Genomic DNA, 19,609 nt, shown 5'->3' on the forward strand with positions numbered 1-19,609 from the left:
AGGACATACTTAACGTACCTGACTGGGCAGACACCCATAATGTTGGCGGAATCTGGCCGTAAACCGCGACCCCGACAGGTAGCCGCACCGTAGCGCTATTTCGCCGATCGGCAGCGTCGTCGATTGCAGTTGAGAAAGCGCGCAGGACATGCGCACCTCTTCAACAATTTGTCGATAACTCTGCGATTCGCGCTGCAAACGCCGACGCAACGTCGATGTTCCCATAGCAAGACGGCGGGCTATCTCCTGGGCTGTCCATAGCTTAGCAGGCGAGAGCATAATCAGTTGCCGCACCTGCTCCGTGAGGGTGTAACGCCGTTCAATAAGCAGCGGTCCTGCCGCGCCATCATGTAAAAGCGCTAACAGTAACCCCATCGCCTGATGTTCCTGTAGCCCAACGGGTAACCCCTGGCGCACAGCATCCAACACGTTCTCCCACATAAATGTCAGGCTACGGCTCATCGGCGTACACAGCGATGTCAGGTTTGCCGGTGGATAATCCTGAACGTACATCGTTTTAAAGCGAGCAATAATCTCCGGTGAAAGTAACAACAGGTCGGAGCGAAAACCGTTCTGCGCAGGCTGATTAATAATCTCCAGCGGCGTGTTCGCCGGAATAATAATCAACTCGCCCGACCCGGCGACAAGGCGGCTATCATCCTGAATGATGACTTTACTGCCCTGCGTAATATGGCAGATAGCGGCGGAAAAAAGCGTAACACGATGCAAACGGTGCAGATGACTGGAACGCACCTCTGCCGTCGTAAGATCCTGATGTCGAATATGCATCTCCTGCACCGTGCCGTCCTCTGTTTTATCTTCCGTATGTGGCCGTGAATTGTGCTTTCGCAATCACATGCGCGTTAAGCATAAACCCTACCAACGCGCCACTCGACTCACTGTCGAGCGGCAGTGTTGCCGTATTCAGCGCCCACACAGTAAACTGATAGCGATGAGGCTTATCGCCCGGCGGCGGACAGGCGCCGCCAAAGCCAGCATAACCGAAATCATTCCGTCCCTGCACCACTCCAGCGGGTAACGTTTTTTTATCAGCCCCCGTCGGCAGGTCGTGAATCTGCGCAGGAATATTCACCATCGTCCAGTGCCACCAGCCGCTTCCGGTGGGCGCATCAGGATCGAAGACGGTAATAGCGTAGCTTTTGGTTCCGGCAGGCGGATTGCGCCAGCTCAGCTGCGGCGAAATATTTTCTCCGCTACAACCAAATCCTTTAAAGACATGCTGTTGCGTTAAACGAAAATCCGCCGGAATATCCGCGCTACTGAGGCTAAACGCCGACGCGGCAGATACGCCGCCACTCAATGCCATCATTGCGGCTGCGGTCAAAGAGAAGACTGTTTTCATTGTATTTCCTTCTTCATATAAAGAAATAACACTATAAAAAGCGCCCGCTGAAGAAACTGTGCCTTTACGATTCTATTTTGTGCAGAAACGCTCACCGCCATACGCTGGTGATTGCCTCTCTCATCTGTGCTACCCTACGCGCCATTTCGTTTTCACGGTCCCTGGCTGGAGCTATCATCCGGCTCGCGTCACTGTTTGTGAGAGGTTACTCCGCATGACTGAATCTACATTTCCGCAATATCCCCGTTTAGTCCTCAGCAAAGGGCGAGAAAAATCTTTACTCCGCCGCCACCCATGGGTCTTTTCCGGCGCCGTCTCCCGCCTGGAAGGCAAAGCCAACCTCGGTGAAACTATCGATATCGTCGACCATCAGGGAAAGTGGTTAGCACGCGGCGCCTGGTCGCCAGCATCTCAGATCCGCGCGCGCGTCTGGACATTTGATAAAGCAGAATCCATTGATATTGCGTTTTTCACCCGCCGCCTGCGCCAGGCGCAGCAGTGGCGCGACTGGCTGGCGAAAAAAGACGGCCTGGATAGCTATCGTCTGATCGCCGGTGAGTCCGATGGCCTGCCTGGCGTCACTATCGATCGTTTTGGTCATTTTTTGGTGCTGCAACTGCTCAGCGCCGGGGCCGAATATCAACGCGCCGCATTAATTAGCGCTCTGCAAACATGCTATCCGGATTGCGCTATTTACGATCGCAGCGACGTCGCCGTGCGGAAAAAAGAAGGGATGGCGCTGACGCAAGGCCCGGTCACTGGCGAACTGCCGCCTGCGCTTCTGCCAATTGAAGAACACGGTATGAAATTGCTGGTCGATATCCAGGGCGGCCACAAAACCGGTTATTATCTTGATCAGCGCGACAGTCGTCTGGCGACGCGCCGCTACGTGGAAAATCAGCGGGTACTGAACTGCTTCTCTTATACCGGCGGTTTTGCCGTGTCGGCGTTAATGGGCGGTTGTCGCCAGGTTGTCAGCGTGGATACCTCACAGGATGCGCTGGATATCGCCAGGCAAAACGTTGAACTGAACCAACTGGACTTGAGCAAAGCCGAATTCGTGCGCGATGACGTGTTTAAGTTGCTGCGCGCTTACCGTGAACACGGCGAAAAATTCGACGTCATCATCATGGACCCGCCCAAATTCGTCGAAAATAAAAGCCAGTTAATGGGTGCCTGCCGGGGCTATAAAGACATTAACATGTTAGCGATTCAACTGCTCAATCCGGGCGGCATACTGCTGACATTCTCTTGCTCCGGACTGATGACCAGCGATTTATTTCAGAAAATCATTGCCGATGCCGCAATAGATGCCGGTCGTGATGTACAATTTATAGAGCAGTTCCGTCAGGCCGCCGATCACCCGGTGATCGCCACCTACCCGGAAGGGCTGTATCTGAAAGGGTTTGCCTGTCGCGTCATGTAACTTGAAAAGTGGAATAGTATCCTCATATAAAGGGTATCTATTTCCCGGGAGGTGACTATGATAGCCAGCAAATTCGGTATCGGCCAACAGGTCCGCCATTCCCTGTTAGGTTACCTCGGAGTGGTCGTCGATATCGACCCGGAATATTCGCTTGATGAGCCGTCGCCTGATGAACTGGCGGTTAACGACGAACTTCGCGCCGCTCCGTGGTACCACGTGGTAATGGAAGATGATGATGGTCAGCCAGTGCATACTTATCTGGCCGAGGCCCAGTTGCGAAGCGAAATGCGGGACGAGCATCCAGAACAGCCATCGATGGATGAACTGGCGCGTACCATTCGCAAGCAGCTTCAGGCGCCGCGACTACGTAACTGATTGTATTTAAAAGGCCGGAGAGCGATATCCGGCCATTTAAACTTTTATTTCGCCAGCCCCAGGCGAGGGATCTCAATCGCCGGGCAGCGATCCATCACCACGGTCATGCCTGCATCCCGCGCCAGTACCGCCGCCTGTTCGTTGATCACGCCAAGCTGTAGCCACAGCGTTTTTGCGCCGATGGCGATAGCTTCCTGCGCGACGCCCCATGCAGCTTCAGAGTTGCGAAAAACATCCACCATATCGACTTTTTCGGGAATGTCCGCCAGCGTGGCATACCCCTGTTGCCCCAGCAATGTCTTTCCCGCGACTTTTGGCGCAACCGGAATCACATGGTAGCCCTGTTCAAGCAGGTATTTCATTACCCGATAACTTGGACGATCGGGTTTATCGCTCGCACCTACCAACGCGATAGTGCGAGTGGACGTCAAAACATCAGCAATATCGGTCTCTTTCATCATCTTTCTCCTGGCTGTTTTGCAAAGTGTACGACAAACCTGACATAGCAACCATTCATCCCATACCGATGTATGAGAGCAAAACGCCAAAATATGTCTATATGTTAGTAAACATGATCTAAGAAAAATTTCGATACATTATTAGCCAGACGGCCTTTGGACAGGAGAACCTTATGAAAACCGGCGCGCTAACCACCTTCCTTGCTCTCTGTTTGCCGGTGACTGTTTTTGCCACAACGCTCCGTTTGTCTAATGAGGTTGATCTGCTGGTGCTGGACGGCAAAAAGGTATCCAGCTCTTTATTACGCGGTGCAGAGAGCATTGAACTGGAAAACGGGCCGCATCAGCTTGTTTTCCGGGTGGAAAAAACCATCCGCCTGCCCGGTAATGAAGAGCGGCTTTATATTTCTCCGCCGCTGGTGATAAGTTTCGATACCCAACTGATAAGTCAGGTCAATTTCCAGCTCCCGCGGCTGGAAAACGAGCGCGAAGCCTCGCATTTTAACGCGGCGCCGCGTCTGGCGCTTTTGGACGGCGACGCCATGCCCATTCCGGTAAAACTCGATATTCTGGCCATTACTTCTACGGCTAAAGTGGTCGATTATGAAATAGAGACCGAGCGTTATAATAAATCGGCGAAACGCGCCTCGCTTCCTCAGTTCGCCACGATGATGGCAGACGACAGCACATTACTTTCCGACGTCTCAGAGCTTGATACCGTACCGCCGCAATCACAAACTCTGACAGAACAGCGGCTGAAATATTGGTTCCGACTGGCCGACCCGCAGACACGCAATCATTTTCTGCAATGGGCGGAAAAACAGCCGCCCTCTTGATATGAGTTGTCCCAGCGCGCAATTTTTTTGTCTTTCTCTTGCAGCATCAAGCGCTTCCAGTAATCTGTAGACAGGTTAACTACGGAATCGAATTATGGAACTGACGACTCGCACCTTGCCGACGCGCAAACATATCGCGTTGGTTGCTCACGACCACTGCAAACAGATGTTAATGAACTGGGTGGAACGCCATCAGCCGTTGCTGGAAAAACACGTTCTTTATGCAACCGGCACCACGGGGAATCTGATCCAGCGCGCAACCGGTATGGACGTTAATGCGATGCTGAGCGGCCCGATGGGCGGCGACCAGCAGGTTGGCGCGCTCATTTCAGAAGGGAAAATCGACGTGTTGATTTTCTTCTGGGACCCGCTTAACGCGGTACCGCACGACCCCGATGTCAAAGCGCTACTGCGTCTGGCCACCGTATGGAATATCCCTGTCGCCACTAACGTCTCAACGGCGGACTTTATCATCCAGTCCCCGCATTTTAATGACGCTGTAGATATTCTTATTCCGGATTATGCGCGTTATCTGGCCGAGCGCCTGAAATAACCGCTACGCGGGCGGGATGCTGTACCGCCCGCGCTTTAGGGCTTCCTCGCCACCGGCACATCCAGCTGTTTAAGCGCCTCCACAAAGCGCGAGGGATTATCTTTATTAAAAAGCAGCCAGACCCGCGCACGCGCGCGCGTCAACGCCACATATAACAAACGCCGCTCTTCAGCGTCCGGAAAATCCTCAACCTGAGGAAGAAGCGCACTTTCCATAATGGATTCGCGCGCCGGGGCGGGGAAACCGTCGTTACCCTCCTGCAATCCGACAAGAATCACGTAATCGGCCTGTTGGCCTTTGCTGGCATGGATAGTCATGAAGTCTATCTGTAACTTCGGCCAGCGAGTCGCCGCTTTTTGTAGACTCGCGGGTTTCAGATGGTGATAGCGCGCCAGCACCAGGATACGTTCATCTTCCTTCGCATAGCCGGATAATTTATCCAGTAACGCATCCAACTGGCTTTCATCCAATAACGTCACCGCTTTTTTATCGCCTGGGGTCAGACTATTTAACGGTTTTTTAAGCTGGTGCGGATTCTGCTGTACAAAGCGATTGGCAATATCGCCAATCCGACTGTTAAAGCGGTACGTGGTGTCCAGGTGGCAATGCTCGCCCTCGCCGAACGTCTGATGAAACGCCGTCGTTAAGGAGAGCTGCGCCCCGCTAAAACGGTAAATCGCCTGCCAGTCATCGCCAACGGCAAACAGCGTAGTCTGGCTATTCTGCTTGCGCAGCGCCTCTAACAGCGCCGCCCGTTGCGGGGAAATATCCTGAAATTCATCGACCAGAATATGCTTCCACGGGCTGATAAAACGCCCTTTTTCGAGGATCACCATTGCCTGATGGATCAGCCCGGAGAAATCAACGGCATTTTCCGCTTTCAACGCGCTTTTCCAGGCCTTTAGCAGCGGCGCCATCAGCTTAATGCGTTTGCCAAACAGCTCGCGGCACTCCTCTGGCGCGCCAGCAATCATTTCTGCCTGCGCGCCGCCGTGCATACGCATCAAACTGACCCAACGATCCAGGCGAGGGGCCAGACGCCGCTGCAATGTCTCATCGTCCCAGAAATTACCTTCCGGCACTACCCACTGCATCTCCTCTTCCAGCCACTGACGCCAGCCTTTGGCCTGCGCTTTTTTCTCGCTACACTGCTGACGCCAGGTGCGCAGAAATAGCTGATGCCGCGCGGTGGCGTCACTTTCCAGCTTACTGACAACCGGCGCTTTTTTACTGCCTTGCTGAATAATATACAGCGCCAGCGAATGGAACGTACGGGCAGTAATCTCTTCCGTATGTAAGCGCTCGCGGATACGCTCATCCATCTCCTCTGCCGCCTTGCGACCAAACGCCAGTAAAAGAATTTGCCCCGCATCTGCTTGTCCGCGCGCCAACAGCCAACCCGCGCGCGCCACCAGCACCGAGGTCTTACCGCTTCCCGCGCCCGCCAGTACCAGTAACGATGATTCGCCGTTAACCACCGCCCTGGCCTGGGAAGGATTAAGCGGAGAAGATTCTATCTGCGTAAAAAAGTCGGCATGCGCTTCCAGCATGGCATCAGCATACGCCTGATTATGCTGCTGCCGACTTCCCTCGCTATCCTGTAACCATGCCAGACATTTACGCCATATCTCGCGACAGTGAGCAAACTCCTCCAGACGTGAGACCGGCAGCGGCAAGGCGGCAAACGTCTGGCGAATTTCGTGTTCCAGCCCCCGAACGCGTTCACGGGTAAGCCATTGGTTTTCGCCCGTTCGCTCACTAATACGCGCCCATTGCTCTTGTAATGCCTGCGCGGCGACATCACTCATCTCCTGGCTCCAGCGACGCCAGTGCGCGTCCAGATAGCGATGGAATTGCTGGGTTTCCGACCACTCGGTACCGTGCAAACGCACGACTTTATCCTCCGGGAGGACAAACTCCAGCTCGCCCCATACCAGCCCACGCTTACAGTGAATCGCCAATAACTGATTGAATGGAATAAGATATTCATGCCTGTCGCCAGACACTTTCACCCCAGCGTTGAGGATCACGGCACGATCATACGGGTGTTGCGCCAGACGTTTTCCAAGAGAAGTTGCTTTCAGTTCCATGACTCAGCGAATCCAGACGTAAAGATGTGCTTATCAGTGTAACCGCCAGAGAAAACGTGCTCCAGTCTAAAAAAACGTTACAATTGCCCGCAGTGATAGAAAACCGGAATGAACTGAGGGTTTATGCGTACCGTTCTGAATATTTTAAACTTTGTACTGGGCGGCTTTGCCACTACGCTGGCCTGGCTGCTGGCGACGCTGGTCAGTATTGTGCTTATTTTTACCCTGCCGTTGACCCGCTCCTGCTGGGAGATAACCAAACTGTCCCTGTTCCCTTACGGTAATGAAGCCATTCACGTTGACGAACTTAATCCGGCGGCGAAAAGCGTATTAATGAATACTGGCGGTACCTTGCTGAATATTTTCTGGTTACTTTTTTTCGGCTGGTGGCTATGCCTGATGCACATTGCCTCCGGTATCGCGCAGTGTGTCACTATCATCGGGATACCTGTCGGTATTGCGAACTTTAAAATTGCCGCGATTGCGCTTTGGCCTGTCGGTCGCCGCGTCGTCTCTGTAGAAACCGCTCGCGCCGCGCGAGAAGCTAACGCGCGCCGCCGTTTTGAATGATCGGGACAAATAGCCTTTATGTTAAGTCCGTTGATTCGCCGTTATACCTGGAACAGTACCTGGCTGTATTACATCCGCATTTTTATCGCTCTGTGCGGCACCACCGCCCTGCCCTGGTGGCTGGGCGACGTCAAACTGACCATCCCGCTCACGCTCGGTATGGTTGCCGCGGCGCTAACCGATCTCGACGATCGCCTTGCCGGACGCTTGCGTAATTTAATCATTACCTTAATTTGCTTTTTTATCGCGTCTGCTTCTGTGGAGCTGCTCTTTCCCTGGCCGTGGCTATTTGCGTTGGGCTTAACGTTATCCACCAGCGGATTTATTCTGTTGGGAGGACTAGGGCAACGCTATGCCACCATCGCGTTCGGCGCGTTACTCATTGCCATCTATACGATGCTGGGTACCTCTTTATATGCGCACTGGTATCAGCAACCACTGCTCCTGCTGGCAGGCGCAGTATGGTATAACCTACTGACGCTAACCGGGCATCTGCTATTTCCGATCCGCCCGTTGCAGGATAATCTGGCACGCAGTTACGAACAGTTGGCGCACTATCTGGAACTGAAATCACGTCTGTTTGATCCTGATATTGAAGATGAAAGCCAGGCGCCGCTCTATGATTTAGCGTTAGCGAACGGGCAGTTAATGGCGACGCTGAACCAAACGAAGGTGTCGTTGTTGACTCGACTGCGCGGCGATCGCGGTCAACGCGGTACGCGCCGCACCCTCCATTACTATTTTGTGGCGCAGGATATTCATGAACGCGCCAGTTCTTCGCATATTCAATACCAGACGCTGCGCGATTATTTTCGCCATAGCGACGTCATGTTCCGCTTTCAGCGTCTGATGTCGATGCAGGCGCAGGCCTGTACGCAGCTGGCGCGCTGTATCTTACTGCGTACGCCGTACCAGCATGATCCGCGCTTTGAACGCGTCTTTACCCACATTGACGCCGCGCTTGAACGTATGCGCGCCAGCGGCGCTTCTTTAGAGCTGTTAAATACGCTTGGGTTCTTATTAACCAACCTACGCGCTATTGATGCGCAACTGGCGACGATCGAGTCGGAGCAGGCCCAGGCAATGCCGCGCAATGAGTCAGAAAACCAGTTGGCTGACGATAGCCTGCACGGGTTTAGCGACATCTGGCTGCGTCTGAGCCGTAATTTTACCCCGGAGTCCGCTCTCTTTCGCCATGCGGTACGCATGTCGCTGGTATTGTGCATCGGTTATGCTCTCATCCAAATTACCGGGATGCGCCACGGGTACTGGATATTGCTCACCAGCCTGTTTGTTTGCCAGCCTAACTATAACGCGACCCGCCATCGCCTTGCGCTCAGGATTATCGGTACGTTGGTAGGCGTTGCGATCGGCCTGCCGATTTTATGGTTTGTCCCTTCGCTTGAAGGACAGTTAGTTCTGCTGGTGATTACCGGCGTGCTTTTCTTCGCATTCCGTAATGTGCAGTATGCCCATGCGACGATGTTCATCACCCTGCTGGTATTACTCTGCTTTAACCTCCTGGGCGAAGGCTTTGAGGTAGCGTTACCGCGCGTCGTCGACACGTTAATTGGCTGCGCTATCGCCTGGGCTGCGGTCAGCTTTATTTGGCCGGACTGGCGCTTTCGCAACCTTCCCCGGGTACTCCAGCGCGCCACCGATGCTAATTGCCGCTACCTTGATGCGATCCTTGAGCAATATCACCAGGGACGGGATAACCGCCTGGCCTATCGCATTGCCAGACGCGACGCGCACAACCGCGATGCAGAACTGGCATCCGTGGTTTCTAATATGTCGAGCGAACCCGACGTCACGGCTGAAACCCGGGAGGCGGCGTTCAGGCTGCTTTGCCTCAATCACACTTTTACCAGCTATATCTCCGCCCTCGGCGCGCACCGCGAAAAGCTCAGTAATCCGGACGTGTTGGGGCTTCTGGATGACGCGGTCTGCTACGTTGATGATGCGCTTCATCATCAACCTGAAGACGAACAGCGCGTACACCAGGCGCTGGAGGGTTTAAAGCAGCGAGTTCAGTCGCTGGAAACACGTCCGGACAGCAAAGAACCTCTGGTTGTTCAACAAATTGGTTTGCTCATTGCCTTACTGCCCGAGATTGGACGCTTGCAACGGCAAATTTCACCGCCGACTTCTACATTAATTACCCAGCCGTAAGCGAATGAGCCCAGTCGGCAAGCTCCTGGCGACGACTCGCCGGGAGCGCCGCTTCATGTACGCCGACAATTGCGCCTTCCAGGGCATACAAAACTTTCACCGTCAGCAAGGGATTGCTTTGTCGCAACCTTAGCCAGCACATTTTCGCGCCCAGTATGCGTAACATATTTTCGTCCTTTATCCCTGACTCATTGAGCAATGTTTCCAGATGGAAGGTCATATTGGGGAGATCTTTGAGTCTGTGCTGTAAAATACGGCTGTGTTTTTCCTTCATTGCCGCGTCAAGAGAATACTTCGATAAACGCACCAGCTGCTGCTGATCGCGCCACAGGCTTTCATCCACCCGGTAATAGTTGAGCATAACGGGACGTCCACATTTCATAAACATGAGCCAGGCGGGAGGATGCTTCACACAGTAGGGTACGCTTTCTTCACAGGCGCGGAGATAAAGCTCGCCATTAGCCACCATCGCAAAGACGGTATCCTCCACGGTCAGACTATAGCTACCGAATAAAGATCGATACTGGATCGTCCCCAAAGAGGCCAAATATTCTTGCGATTTATAGATCCTGTCATAAGAGAGTGCTCTCATAAAATTCCTTTTAAATCATAAAGTAAAAGAATGATTTGCAGTAACGGATCCGTTAATGACGAAAATAGGCAACTTATACTCCGCGAGCAAGATGATTTTTATTTTTGACGCCACTAAGAATAAAAATTGCGAGACAGTTTCCGAAAATAGAGTTGATCTTTCATCGCCACAGGGGTACTGTATGAATATACAGTAACTCACAGGGCTGGATTGATTATGTACACTTCAGGTTATGCAAATCGTTCTTCGTCATTTCCTACCACTACCCACAACGCTGCGCGCACCGCTACGGAAAATGCCGCGGCAGGACTGGTCAGTGAAGTTGTCTACCACGAAGACCAGCCCATGATGGCGCAACTCCTGCTTTTGCCTTTACTCCGTCAGTTAGGCCAACAATCACGCTGGCAGCTCTGGCTCACGCCGCAGCAAAAGCTCAGCCGTGAATGGGTACAGTCTTCAGGTTTGCCATTAACGAAAGTGATGCAAATTAGCCAGCTTGCGCCTCGTCATACGCTGGAGTCGATGATCCGCGCTTTGCGTACAGGAAATTACAGCGTGGTAATTGGTTGGATGACTGAAGAACTGACAGAAGAAGAACATGCCAGCCTGGTTGAAGCAGCGAAGGTAGGTAATGCGGTAGGGTTTATCATGCGCCCTGTACGTGCGCACGCTTTACCCAGGAGACAGCATTCCGGGCTAAAAATTCACTCTAATTTGTATCATTAAGTAAAATTAGGATTTATCCTGGACTTTTTTTTACGCGAACGTATCTCCTTTGAGTGCTAACGTTTTTTTTGCGAGAACGCTTGTCAGAAGCGGTTTCCGCAATTTTTGCTGTACGATTTATCATCTGAAACTGTTAAATGATGTGTATATCCGTCATGTTTTTTTCACATGTCTGACGGAGTTCACACTTGTAAGTTTCCAACTACGTTGTAGACTTTACATCGCCAGGGGTGCTCAGCATAAGCCGTAGATATCGGTAGAGTAACTATTGAGCAGATCCCCCGGTGAAGGATTTAACCGTGTTATCTCGTTGGAGATATTCATGGCGTATTTTGGATGATAACGAGGCGCAAAAAATGAAAAAGACAGCTATCGCGATTGCAGTGGCACTGGCTGGTTTCGCTACCGTAGCGCAGGCCGCTCCGAAAGATAACACCTGGTACGCTGGTGCTAAACTGGGCTGGTCTCAGTACCATGACACCGGCTTCATTAACAATGATGGCCCGACTCATGAAAACCAACTGGGCGCAGGTGCTTTTGGTGGTTACCAGGTTAACCCGTACGTTGGCTTTGAAATGGGCTACGACTGGTTAGGCCGTATGCCGTACAAAGGCGACAACATCAATGGCGCTTATAAAGCTCAGGGCGTTCAGTTGACCGCTAAACTGGGTTATCCAATCACTGACGATCTGGACGTTTATACCCGTCTGGGTGGTATGGTATGGCGTGCAGACACCAAGTCTAACGTCCCTGGCGGCCCGTCTACTAAAGACCACGACACCGGCGTTTCCCCGGTATTCGCGGGCGGTATCGAGTATGCCATCACCCCTGAAATCGCAACCCGTCTGGAATACCAGTGGACTAACAACATCGGTGATGCCAACACCATCGGCACCCGTCCGGACAACGGCCTGCTGAGCGTAGGTGTTTCCTACCGTTTCGGCCAGCAAGAAGCTGCTCCGGTAGTAGCTCCGGCACCGGCACCGGCTCCGGAAGTACAGACCAAGCACTTCACTCTGAAGTCTGACGTACTGTTCAACTTCAACAAATCTACCCTGAAGCCGGAAGGCCAGCAGGCTCTGGATCAGCTGTACAGCCAGCTGAGCAACCTGGATCCGAAAGACGGTTCCGTTGTCGTTCTGGGCTTCACTGACCGTATCGGTTCTGACGCTTACAACCAGGGTCTGTCCGAGAAACGTGCTCAGTCTGTTGTTGATTACCTGATCTCCAAAGGTATTCCGTCTGACAAAATCTCCGCACGTGGTATGGGCGAATCTAACCCGGTTACCGGCAACACCTGTGACAACGTGAAACCTCGCGCTGCCCTGATCGATTGCCTGGCTCCGGATCGTCGCGTAGAGATCGAAGTTAAAGGCGTTAAAGACGTGGTAACTCAGCCGCAGGCTTAAGTTTCCGTCTGATAAAAAACCCCGCGTCGCGGGGTTTTTTGCTCTGGTCTGGATGACAACGCCTTTCAGCGTTACTTCTTGCCTAATAACGCCTGTAAATCCTGCTTTAACGTGGTCATTTGCGTGGCATATTTCTCTTTATGCTCCGCGTCTTCTATCAGTTGCACTATCGTTTCGGATAATGTTTTACCGCGTCGCTGCGCAAGGCCCGCCAGACGCTGCCAGACCATAAACTCTAAATCGATAGATTTTTTGCGCGTATGCTGATGTTCCGCATTGAAGTGTCGTTTGCGTCTTGCCCGAATGGTTTGTTTCATCCGATTAAGCAAGGCAGGATTCATATGCCTGTCTATCCAGACGTTTACCCGCACCGGTTCATTTTCGAGGGCCAACAACAAATTGACGGCTTCCTGGGCAGCACTGGCTTCCACGTAGCGGGTGATCAACTCCCCTTCGCGATGCTTTTTCACCAGATATTTCCATTTCCAACCGCTTTCAAGATTTTCAAGTTGTTGATATTTCATTGCGATCCCAATGTTACCGTGTAACTGTTATCAGAATATCAGTTTTTTAGCCATCTGAAGAAAAGAATCTCGAACCTGTGAATGGTTACACGTCTTCATATTACTTTGCATTCGCTTTCCGCGTGTGCAGCGTGACGGGTTAGGCTATAATCCCCCCTTTTACAACAGACTAAAAAACCTCAACTTTGACCATTACGAAACTTGCATGGCGTGATCTGGTTCCGGATAGCGAAAGCTATCAGGAGATATTTGCACAGCCACACGCGACTGACGAAAACGACACCTTACTCAGTGATACTCAGCCACGACTGCAATTTGCGCTTGAGCAACTTATACAGCCGTGGGCATCATCCTCTTTTATGCTGACTAAAGCGCCTGAAGAGCAAGAGTATCTCACTTTACTTTCAGATGCCGTCCGCGCTCTGCAAACCGATGCCGGACAATTAACCGGCGGACATTATGACGTTTCCGGGCATACTGTTCATTACCGCGCCGCGCAGAATGCGCAAGACAACTTTGCCACCGTCACACAAGTCGTCAGCGCGGACTGGGTCGAAGCCGAGCAGCTCTTTGGTTGCCTGCGGCAGTATAACGGCGACATTACCCTGCAGCCGGGACTGGTTCATCAGGCGAACGGCGGCGTGCTGATTATTTCCTTACGAACCCTTCTGGCGCAGCCGTTACTGTGGATGCGTCTGAAAGCCATCGTTAGCCGCGAGCGTTTTGACTGGGTGGCCTTTGACGAGTCGCGTCCATTACCGATCTCCGTGCCATCAATGCCGCTCAAACTGAAGGTGATTCTGGTTGGCGAACGTGAATCACTGGCTGATTTTCAGGAGATGGAACCGGAGCTCGCGGAGCAGGCTATCTACAGTGAATTTGAAGACAATTTACAGATAGCGGACGCAGAAGCTATGACCCTGTGGTGTCAATGGGTGACGCGTATCGCTTTACGCGATAATTTGCCCCCTCCGGCTCTGGACGCCTGGCCCGTTCTGATACGCGAGGCTGTGCGCTATACCGGCGAACAGGATACGCTGCCTCTTTGCCCACTGTGGATAGCCCGCCAGTTTAAGGAGGCGTCGCCTTTATGCGAAGGCGATACCTGCGGCGCAGAAGCGCTCAGCCTGATGTTTGCCCGACGCGAATGGCGAGAAGGCTTTCTGGCGGAGCGGATGCAAGACGAGATTCTGCAAGAGCAGATCCTGATTGAAACCGAAGGCGAACGTGTTGGACAAATCAATGCGCTTTCCGTCATTGAGTTTCCCGGACATCCGCGCGCCTTTGGCGAACCGTCGCGAATTAGCTGTGTTGTGCATATCGGCGATGGCGAATTTAACGATATTGAGCGCAAGGCCGAACTTGGCGGGAATATCCACGCTAAGGGAATGATGATTATGCAGGCCTTCCTGATGTCGGAGTTGCAGCTGGAGCAACAAATTCCCTTCTCTGCCTCGTTAACCTTTGAGCAGTCCTACAGCGAAGTGGATGGCGATAGCGCCTCAATGGCGGAATTATGTGCGCTCATCAGCGCGCTGGCCAATGTGCCAGTGAATCAAAACATTGCGATTACTGGCTCGGTCGATCAGTTTGGTCGCGCGCAACCGGTGGGCGGGCTAAACGAAAAAATTGAAGGTTTCTTCGCCATCTGCGAGCAGCGGGAATTAAACGGTAAACAGGGCGTAATTATCCCTGCAGCCAATGTCCGCCATCTCAGTCTTAAATCTGAACTGCTGCAAGCGGTTAAAGAAGAGAAGTTCACTATCTGGGCGGTAGACGACGTGACCGACGCCTTACCGTTACTGTTAAATCTGGTGTGGGATGGCGAAGGTCAAACGACGTTGATGCAGACTATCCAGGAGCGTATCGCGCAGGCGACGCAACAGGAAGGCCGTCATCGTTTCCCGTGGCCATTACGTTGGCTGAACGCTTTTATTCCGAACTGATCGGACTTGTTCAGCGTACACGTGTTAGCTATCCTGCGTGCTTCAATAAAATAAGGTTTACATAAAACATGGTAGATAAACGCGAATCCTATACAAAAGAAGACCTTCTTGCCTCTGGTCGTGGTGAACTGTTTGGCGCTAAAGGGCCGCAACTCCCTGCGCCGAACATGCTGATGATGGACCGCGTCGTTAAGATGACCGAAACGGGCGGCAATTTCGACAAAGGCTATGTCGAAGCCGAGCTGGATATCAATCCGGATCTATGGTTCTTCGGATGCCACTTTATCGGCGATCCGGTGATGCCCGGTTGTCTGGGTCTGGATGCTATGTGGCAATTGGTGGGATTCTACCTGGGCTGGTTGGGCGGCGAAGGCAAAGGCCGCGCTCTGGGCGTGGGCGAAGTGAAATTTACCGGCCAGGTTCTGCCGACAGCCAGGAAAGTCACCTATCGCATTCATTTCAAACGTATCGTAAACCGTCGCCTGATCATGGGTCTGGCGGACGGTGAGGTTCTGGTGGATGGTCGTCTGATCTATACCGCTCACGATTTGAAAGTCGGTTTGTTCCAGGATACTTCCGCGTTCTAAGTGTTGAATTGATATTCCGCGCTATCGGTATCATGCTTGCAAAGCCAATAAAGGCGAAACCTCCGCACTGCGGAGGTTTCTTTTTCTAAAGAGACAGAATCAGGCCATTACCGCCCTGTCCTCCATGGCTTGTCGCCAACCTCCCAACCAGTATGACCGTTGATTCAGCGTCTGATAGGGACACATTTCTTTTGATCGTCCGGCGATGCCGGCCTGATATCCACGTTGATGTGCCCGTTCCAGGCGATCTCGTTTTTGTCTCTTCATGCCTCGTTTCCCTCATATTTGTATCTGGTGGAAAAGAAAACAGTGATTACAAAATGTGCAATCACACTACACGAATACCTCTAAATGGATCGCCCGTCAATGCGCAAAATTCACACCAATGTCATATTTGTGAGCTATACGGTAAATCATTTGTACAAAAAATGTGAGCCATAACAACTATTTTTCCGGTGTCAAAAATAAAAAAACCGCCTCAGGCGCACGACCTGAAGCGGTTAAATTTACATTACTTTTATCTCAGGGAAGGCGCTTTATCTCATCTGCGATAGCGGCTGCTTCCTGACTCCATGCGCTTGCCAGTACTTTGACCATCTCATCATAGCCATCTTTCTGCTGGCTGGCTTCGATATGGAAAGGCCGCTTAATCAGTTGTCCGTTGTGGTTTAATAACCACTCCCCGCTGACGATAACCTTACCATCGTAACGTCCATGGAATCCGGTTACGGTAACGTTCAACGTATCCTGGGTGGTTCCCAACGGCTGGGAAGCGACGACCCAGCCAGGAAGCCGGGCGCTAAGATTCGCCACCAGCGTGTTACGCAATTGCTGATCCAGCGGGCTGGCCCACAGATTGTTATTGGCAATCACATACTGGACATCACTGGTTTGATACACCACGCCGTTACCTGCCAGATAGTCAGGTACGGAAACCTGCTCTACCCATAAGAGACGGTTGCCCTGGCTTGCGGTGCTTTGCACACCGCTTTGCGCTATCGGGAGCTGATAATAGCTTTTATTCTCTCCGCCGGAGCTACATGACGCCAGCCAGAACGCCATTATCACGACTAGCCATTTTTTCATTGTTTCGCCCTCTTAGGCTCAGGATCTTTTTTATCCTTCGCTTCAAATACCAGCGCGTTGCTCTTCTCGTTCAGAGTTTTCAACACCGGTTGTAACTCACGAAGCACCTGATCGAGACGCTGCATATCCGCCACCATTTTGTTATACGCCGCCGATCCAGGCTGGAAGCCTTGCATACTGCGGTTAAGTTCGCGTAACGTCGTTTGCATATCTGCCGGAAGCTGCTGCATCGACTGACTGGAGGTAATCTTGTTCATATTATCCAGCGTGGTTTGCAGCCGACGCATAGTACGCTGGCTTTCAGACAGCGTATTGGTCGCTTGTTCAATCATCGGATTCAACGGCAGGTTGTTGATTTTATCCAACGTTTCCACCAGTCGCTGTTGAATTTGCGCCAGACCGCTGCTGACGGTGGGAATAATTTCATAACCATCAAATTCGCGTAGCCCGGTAATCGGCGGCTCCTTAGGATAAAAGTCCAGATCGACATACAGCGCCCCGGTCACCAGGTTACCGGTTTTAAGCGAAGCGCGTAAACCGCGCTTAAGCAGTTCCGTCAAATGCGCGCCAACATCCGCATTTTCTCCCAGTTGCGCTTTCAGACGCTCCGGTTCAATGCGCACCAGCACAGGAATACGGTAATCGTCGTTAAATACCTGGCGCATTTTAGACGCAAAGAAAGGCACTTTGCTTACCGTCCCCAGACGAATACCGCGGAACTCCAGCGGCGCGCCGGGTTGTAATCCGCGCACCGAATCTTTAAAGAACATCAGGTAATCGATATGATCGGTATACAGCGAATCCTGAATACTTTTTTGATCGTCGTAGAGATTAAACGCCGTTTTTTCGGCGACGGGTTGCCCCTGCTCAAGTCCTTCCGGCACATCAAAACTCACGCCGCCGCCAAACAACGTCGTCAACGATCCCATTTCCACGCGCATTCCCGCCGATGTCAGATCCACAGCGATACCGCTATCTTTCCAGAATCGGACATTACTGGTGACCAATCGATCGTTTGGCGCCTTAATGAACAACTGATAACTCATTGTCCGTTTTTGCGGATCGAAAGAGCTAGTTTCAACGGATCCTACCCGATAGCCCCGGAACAGAACGGGATCGCCAGGACTGAGCTGACCGGCCTTTTTGCTGTCCAGAATCACACGAATACCTTTGGCATCGGGCGGCGCCAACGGCGGTGAGTCAAGAAGCTGATAGCTTTCCGGCTGACTGCCCTTACTTCCTGGTTGTAGTTCAATATACGCGCCTGATAACAACGTCCCAAGCCCGCTGATGCCTTCACGCCCCACCTGCGGTTTTACGACCCAAAATACCGAGTCTTTATGCAGCAACTTTTCCATACCGGAATGAAGCCGCGCTTTGATTTGTACATGGGTCAGATCGTCAGTCAGCGTCGCGCTTTCAACCACGCCGACATCCACGCTGCGACTTTTGATCGTCGTTTTTCCGCCTTCAATGCCTTCCGCATTGGTGGTAATTAAGGTAACTTCCGGTCCCTGGTGGCTGTAGTGATAAAACAGAATCCAGGCTCCGATAAGCGCAGTAACAATCGGGAATATCCAGACAGGCGACCAATTTTTCACCTTTTGTACTTTGGCTTCCCCTTTTTTAGGTTCCATGCTATCAGGACTCCTCATGGCCTGGTTCGTATTCACGATCCCACGACAGACGCGGATCAAAGGTCATCGCAGAAAACATTGTCATTATGACGACTAAAGCAAACATCAACGCACCCATCGCAGGATAAATATTCATTAACCCTCCCATGCGCACCAGCGCAGAGAGTACGGCAATGACAAAGACATCAATCATTGACCAGCGCCCCACAAACTCCACTACTTCATAAATAAAATGCATCCGTTCACTGTCGCGCTTACCGTGGCCTTTCGCATCCCAACAAAGCCAGGCAATGGCGATCATTTTTAGCGTCGGCACCATAATACTGGCGAGAAAGATAACCGCCGCCACCGGATAAGACCCCTCGCTCCACAGCAAAATCACGCCAGCCAGAATGGTCGACGGCATTTTCGAGCCCAGTAAGTCAGTAATCATAATCGGCAAAATATTGGCGGGCAGATAAAGCATGATCGAGGTAAATAATAACGCCAGCGTCCACTGCAAACTGTTTTTACGCCGGACATAGCCTTTCGTATGGCAACGCGGACAGACGAGACTCTCCGCAGGCAGGATCGCCGTACAGCAGGCGCAAGAACGCAAAGACTGCCGGATACCGGTAATCCCCGGCGTTAACGGCTGCGCCAGTGCAGGCTGCGGGGCGATATCATCCCACAACCAGCGGCGATCGACACACTGGAACGCCCGCAGTTGAACGAGACAAAATAAGCACCAGGGAATAAAACTGCTGCCGATGCCGATATCGCCGTAGGCCATCAGCTTAACAAAACTGACCAACACCCCGGCGAGAAATATTTCCGCCATTCCCCACGATTTGAGGAGGAAAAAGATCCTTGCCAGCGTTTTTTTTACCGACAACGGCAGACTGGCGCGGTTGACAAGTAATAGAATGGTCACCAGGCAAAATGCCGGCACCAGTTGGACAAATAATAAAAAGAACGTGCCGAGGCTGGCGTAATCTTCAGAAAACATGACGCCGGGGATTTCCAGAAGCGTGACTTCGCTGGTGACGCCCGCGACATTCATATTCACGAAGGGAAAAAGGTTAGAAAGCAGCAACATAAATAGTGCCGCTAACGCATAGGCGGTAGGACGCTGCCGGGGCGCGTCCCACTCGGTCGTTAACGTTGCGCCGCATCGTGGACATGCTGCTTTTTGCCCATGCGAGAGGCGGGGTAAAGCCACCAGCATGTCGCATTGCGGGCACAATATGTGCTTCGCAGCATGGTGATGTTCACACATA

At 52.2% G+C, this 19,609-nt stretch carries 20 protein-coding genes; 10 read left to right on the top strand and 10 right to left on the bottom strand.

All coding sequences use genetic code 11. From position 1 onward, the window contains the following. Positions 1-9: 9 nt before the first annotated feature. Together ACLJPQ_RS01505 and ACLJPQ_RS01510 are read right to left on the bottom strand one after the other, a co-directional pair. Positions 10-789 (bottom strand): AraC family transcriptional regulator, encoded by a 780-nt coding sequence (locus ACLJPQ_RS01505; RefSeq protein ID WP_023215819.1) that lies wholly within the window; start codon positions 787-789, stop codon positions 10-12. Between the two features lie 25 nt (positions 790-814). Beyond that, on the bottom strand, positions 815-1,363 hold the full coding sequence (locus ACLJPQ_RS01510; RefSeq protein ID WP_000859417.1) for a YbhB/YbcL family Raf kinase inhibitor-like protein: 549 nt from the start codon (positions 1,361-1,363) through the stop codon (positions 815-817). Positions 1,364-1,577: 214 nt separating this feature from the next. On the opposite strand from ACLJPQ_RS01510, the gene rlmI reads away from it, so the two are divergent. Both rlmI and hspQ read left to right on the top strand, forming a co-directional pair. After that, positions 1,578-2,789 carry a 23S rRNA (cytosine(1962)-C(5))-methyltransferase RlmI gene (gene rlmI, locus ACLJPQ_RS01515; RefSeq protein WP_000140480.1) on the top strand — a complete coding sequence of 404 codons (1,212 nt, stop codon included), beginning with the start codon at positions 1,578-1,580 and terminating at the stop codon, positions 2,787-2,789. A 57-nt stretch (positions 2,790-2,846) separates the two neighbouring features. Further along, positions 2,847-3,164: a heat shock protein HspQ gene (gene hspQ / locus ACLJPQ_RS01520; protein ID WP_000561983.1), complete on the top strand. Its 318-nt coding sequence runs from the start codon at positions 2,847-2,849 to the stop codon at positions 3,162-3,164. 44 nt (positions 3,165-3,208) lie between these two features. On the opposite strand, the gene ACLJPQ_RS01525 is transcribed toward hspQ, so the two are convergent. Next, the gene (locus ACLJPQ_RS01525; RefSeq protein ID WP_001537782.1) at positions 3,209-3,622 is read right to left on the bottom strand and encodes a CoA-binding protein; all 414 of its coding nucleotides are present in this window, start codon (positions 3,620-3,622) and stop codon (positions 3,209-3,211) included. A gap of 173 nt (positions 3,623-3,795) precedes the next feature. Between ACLJPQ_RS01525 and ACLJPQ_RS01530 the strand changes: the two genes are divergently transcribed. Beyond that, a complete protein-coding gene (locus ACLJPQ_RS01530; RefSeq protein ID WP_000847733.1) occupies positions 3,796-4,458 on the top strand; it encodes a DUF2057 family protein in 663 nt (220 codons plus the stop codon). Between the two features lie 94 nt (positions 4,459-4,552). After that, entirely contained in the window at positions 4,553-5,011 is a 459-nt protein-coding gene (mgsA, locus tag ACLJPQ_RS01535; RefSeq protein WP_000424187.1) for a methylglyoxal synthase, read from the top strand. A 35-nt stretch (positions 5,012-5,046) separates the two neighbouring features. On the opposite strand, the gene helD is transcribed toward mgsA, so the two are convergent. Further along, complete coding sequence (gene helD, locus ACLJPQ_RS01540) at positions 5,047-7,101, bottom strand: DNA helicase IV (RefSeq protein WP_000420517.1); 2,055 nt, start codon at positions 7,099-7,101, stop codon at positions 5,047-5,049. Positions 7,102-7,224: 123 nt separating this feature from the next. On the opposite strand from helD, the gene ACLJPQ_RS01545 reads away from it, so the two are divergent. Together ACLJPQ_RS01545 and yccS are read left to right on the top strand one after the other, a co-directional pair. After that, the gene (locus ACLJPQ_RS01545; protein WP_001261222.1) at positions 7,225-7,671 is read left to right on the top strand and encodes a YccF domain-containing protein; all 447 of its coding nucleotides are present in this window, start codon (positions 7,225-7,227) and stop codon (positions 7,669-7,671) included. Positions 7,672-7,689: 18 nt separating this feature from the next. After that, positions 7,690-9,843: a YccS family putative transporter gene (gene yccS / locus ACLJPQ_RS01550; RefSeq protein ID WP_001726973.1), complete on the top strand. Its 2,154-nt coding sequence runs from the start codon at positions 7,690-7,692 to the stop codon at positions 9,841-9,843. On the opposite strand, the gene ACLJPQ_RS01555 is transcribed toward yccS, so the two are convergent. Next, positions 9,830-10,435, bottom strand: coding sequence for a TfoX/Sxy family DNA transformation protein (locus tag ACLJPQ_RS01555; RefSeq protein WP_001202375.1), 606 nt, complete (start codon positions 10,433-10,435; stop codon positions 9,830-9,832). The two genes, yccS and ACLJPQ_RS01555, sit on opposite strands and share 14 nt — an antisense overlap. A gap of 216 nt (positions 10,436-10,651) precedes the next feature. Between ACLJPQ_RS01555 and sulA the strand changes: the two genes are divergently transcribed. Further along, positions 10,652-11,161 carry an SOS-induced cell division inhibitor SulA gene (gene sulA / locus ACLJPQ_RS01560; protein WP_000288732.1) on the top strand — a complete coding sequence of 170 codons (510 nt, stop codon included), beginning with the start codon at positions 10,652-10,654 and terminating at the stop codon, positions 11,159-11,161. A gap of 356 nt (positions 11,162-11,517) precedes the next feature. Further along, complete coding sequence (ompA, locus tag ACLJPQ_RS01565) at positions 11,518-12,570, top strand: porin OmpA (protein WP_001670727.1); 1,053 nt, start codon at positions 11,518-11,520, stop codon at positions 12,568-12,570. A 71-nt stretch (positions 12,571-12,641) separates the two neighbouring features. Here the strand turns inward: ompA and matP are convergent, their stop codons facing one another. After that, a complete protein-coding gene (gene matP / locus ACLJPQ_RS01570) occupies positions 12,642-13,094 on the bottom strand; it encodes a macrodomain Ter protein MatP (protein ID WP_000877172.1) in 453 nt (150 codons plus the stop codon). A gap of 185 nt (positions 13,095-13,279) precedes the next feature. Between matP and ACLJPQ_RS01575 the strand changes: the two genes are divergently transcribed. Both ACLJPQ_RS01575 and fabA read left to right on the top strand, forming a co-directional pair. Beyond that, positions 13,280-15,040 (top strand): Lon protease family protein, encoded by a 1,761-nt coding sequence (locus ACLJPQ_RS01575; protein WP_080184689.1) that lies wholly within the window; start codon positions 13,280-13,282, stop codon positions 15,038-15,040. A 68-nt stretch (positions 15,041-15,108) separates the two neighbouring features. Next, positions 15,109-15,627, top strand: a complete 519-nt coding sequence (gene fabA, locus ACLJPQ_RS01580) for a bifunctional 3-hydroxydecanoyl-ACP dehydratase/trans-2-decenoyl-ACP isomerase (protein WP_000227928.1) — start codon at positions 15,109-15,111, stop codon at positions 15,625-15,627. 99 nt (positions 15,628-15,726) lie between these two features. Here the strand turns inward: fabA and rmf are convergent, their stop codons facing one another. The 4 genes from rmf to pqiA form a co-directional block, all read right to left on the bottom strand. After that, positions 15,727-15,894 (bottom strand): ribosome modulation factor, encoded by a 168-nt coding sequence (rmf, locus tag ACLJPQ_RS01585; RefSeq protein ID WP_001537784.1) that lies wholly within the window; start codon positions 15,892-15,894, stop codon positions 15,727-15,729. 255 nt (positions 15,895-16,149) lie between these two features. Beyond that, entirely contained in the window at positions 16,150-16,713 is a 564-nt protein-coding gene (gene pqiC, locus ACLJPQ_RS01590) for a membrane integrity-associated transporter subunit PqiC (protein ID WP_000759136.1), read from the bottom strand. After that, positions 16,710-18,350, bottom strand: coding sequence for an intermembrane transport protein PqiB (pqiB, locus tag ACLJPQ_RS01595; RefSeq protein WP_000433414.1), 1,641 nt, complete (start codon positions 18,348-18,350; stop codon positions 16,710-16,712). The genes pqiC and pqiB overlap by 4 nt, the downstream gene beginning before the upstream one ends. Positions 18,351-18,354: 4 nt before the next feature. Beyond that, entirely contained in the window at positions 18,355-19,608 is a 1,254-nt protein-coding gene (gene pqiA / locus ACLJPQ_RS01600) for a membrane integrity-associated transporter subunit PqiA (protein ID WP_000333152.1), read from the bottom strand. Position 19,609 lies beyond the last annotated feature (1 nt).

The sequence above is a fragment of the Salmonella sp. SAL04213 genome, assembly GCF_046550535.1.
Classification (GTDB): Bacteria; Pseudomonadota; Gammaproteobacteria; order Enterobacterales; family Enterobacteriaceae; genus Salmonella; species Salmonella enterica.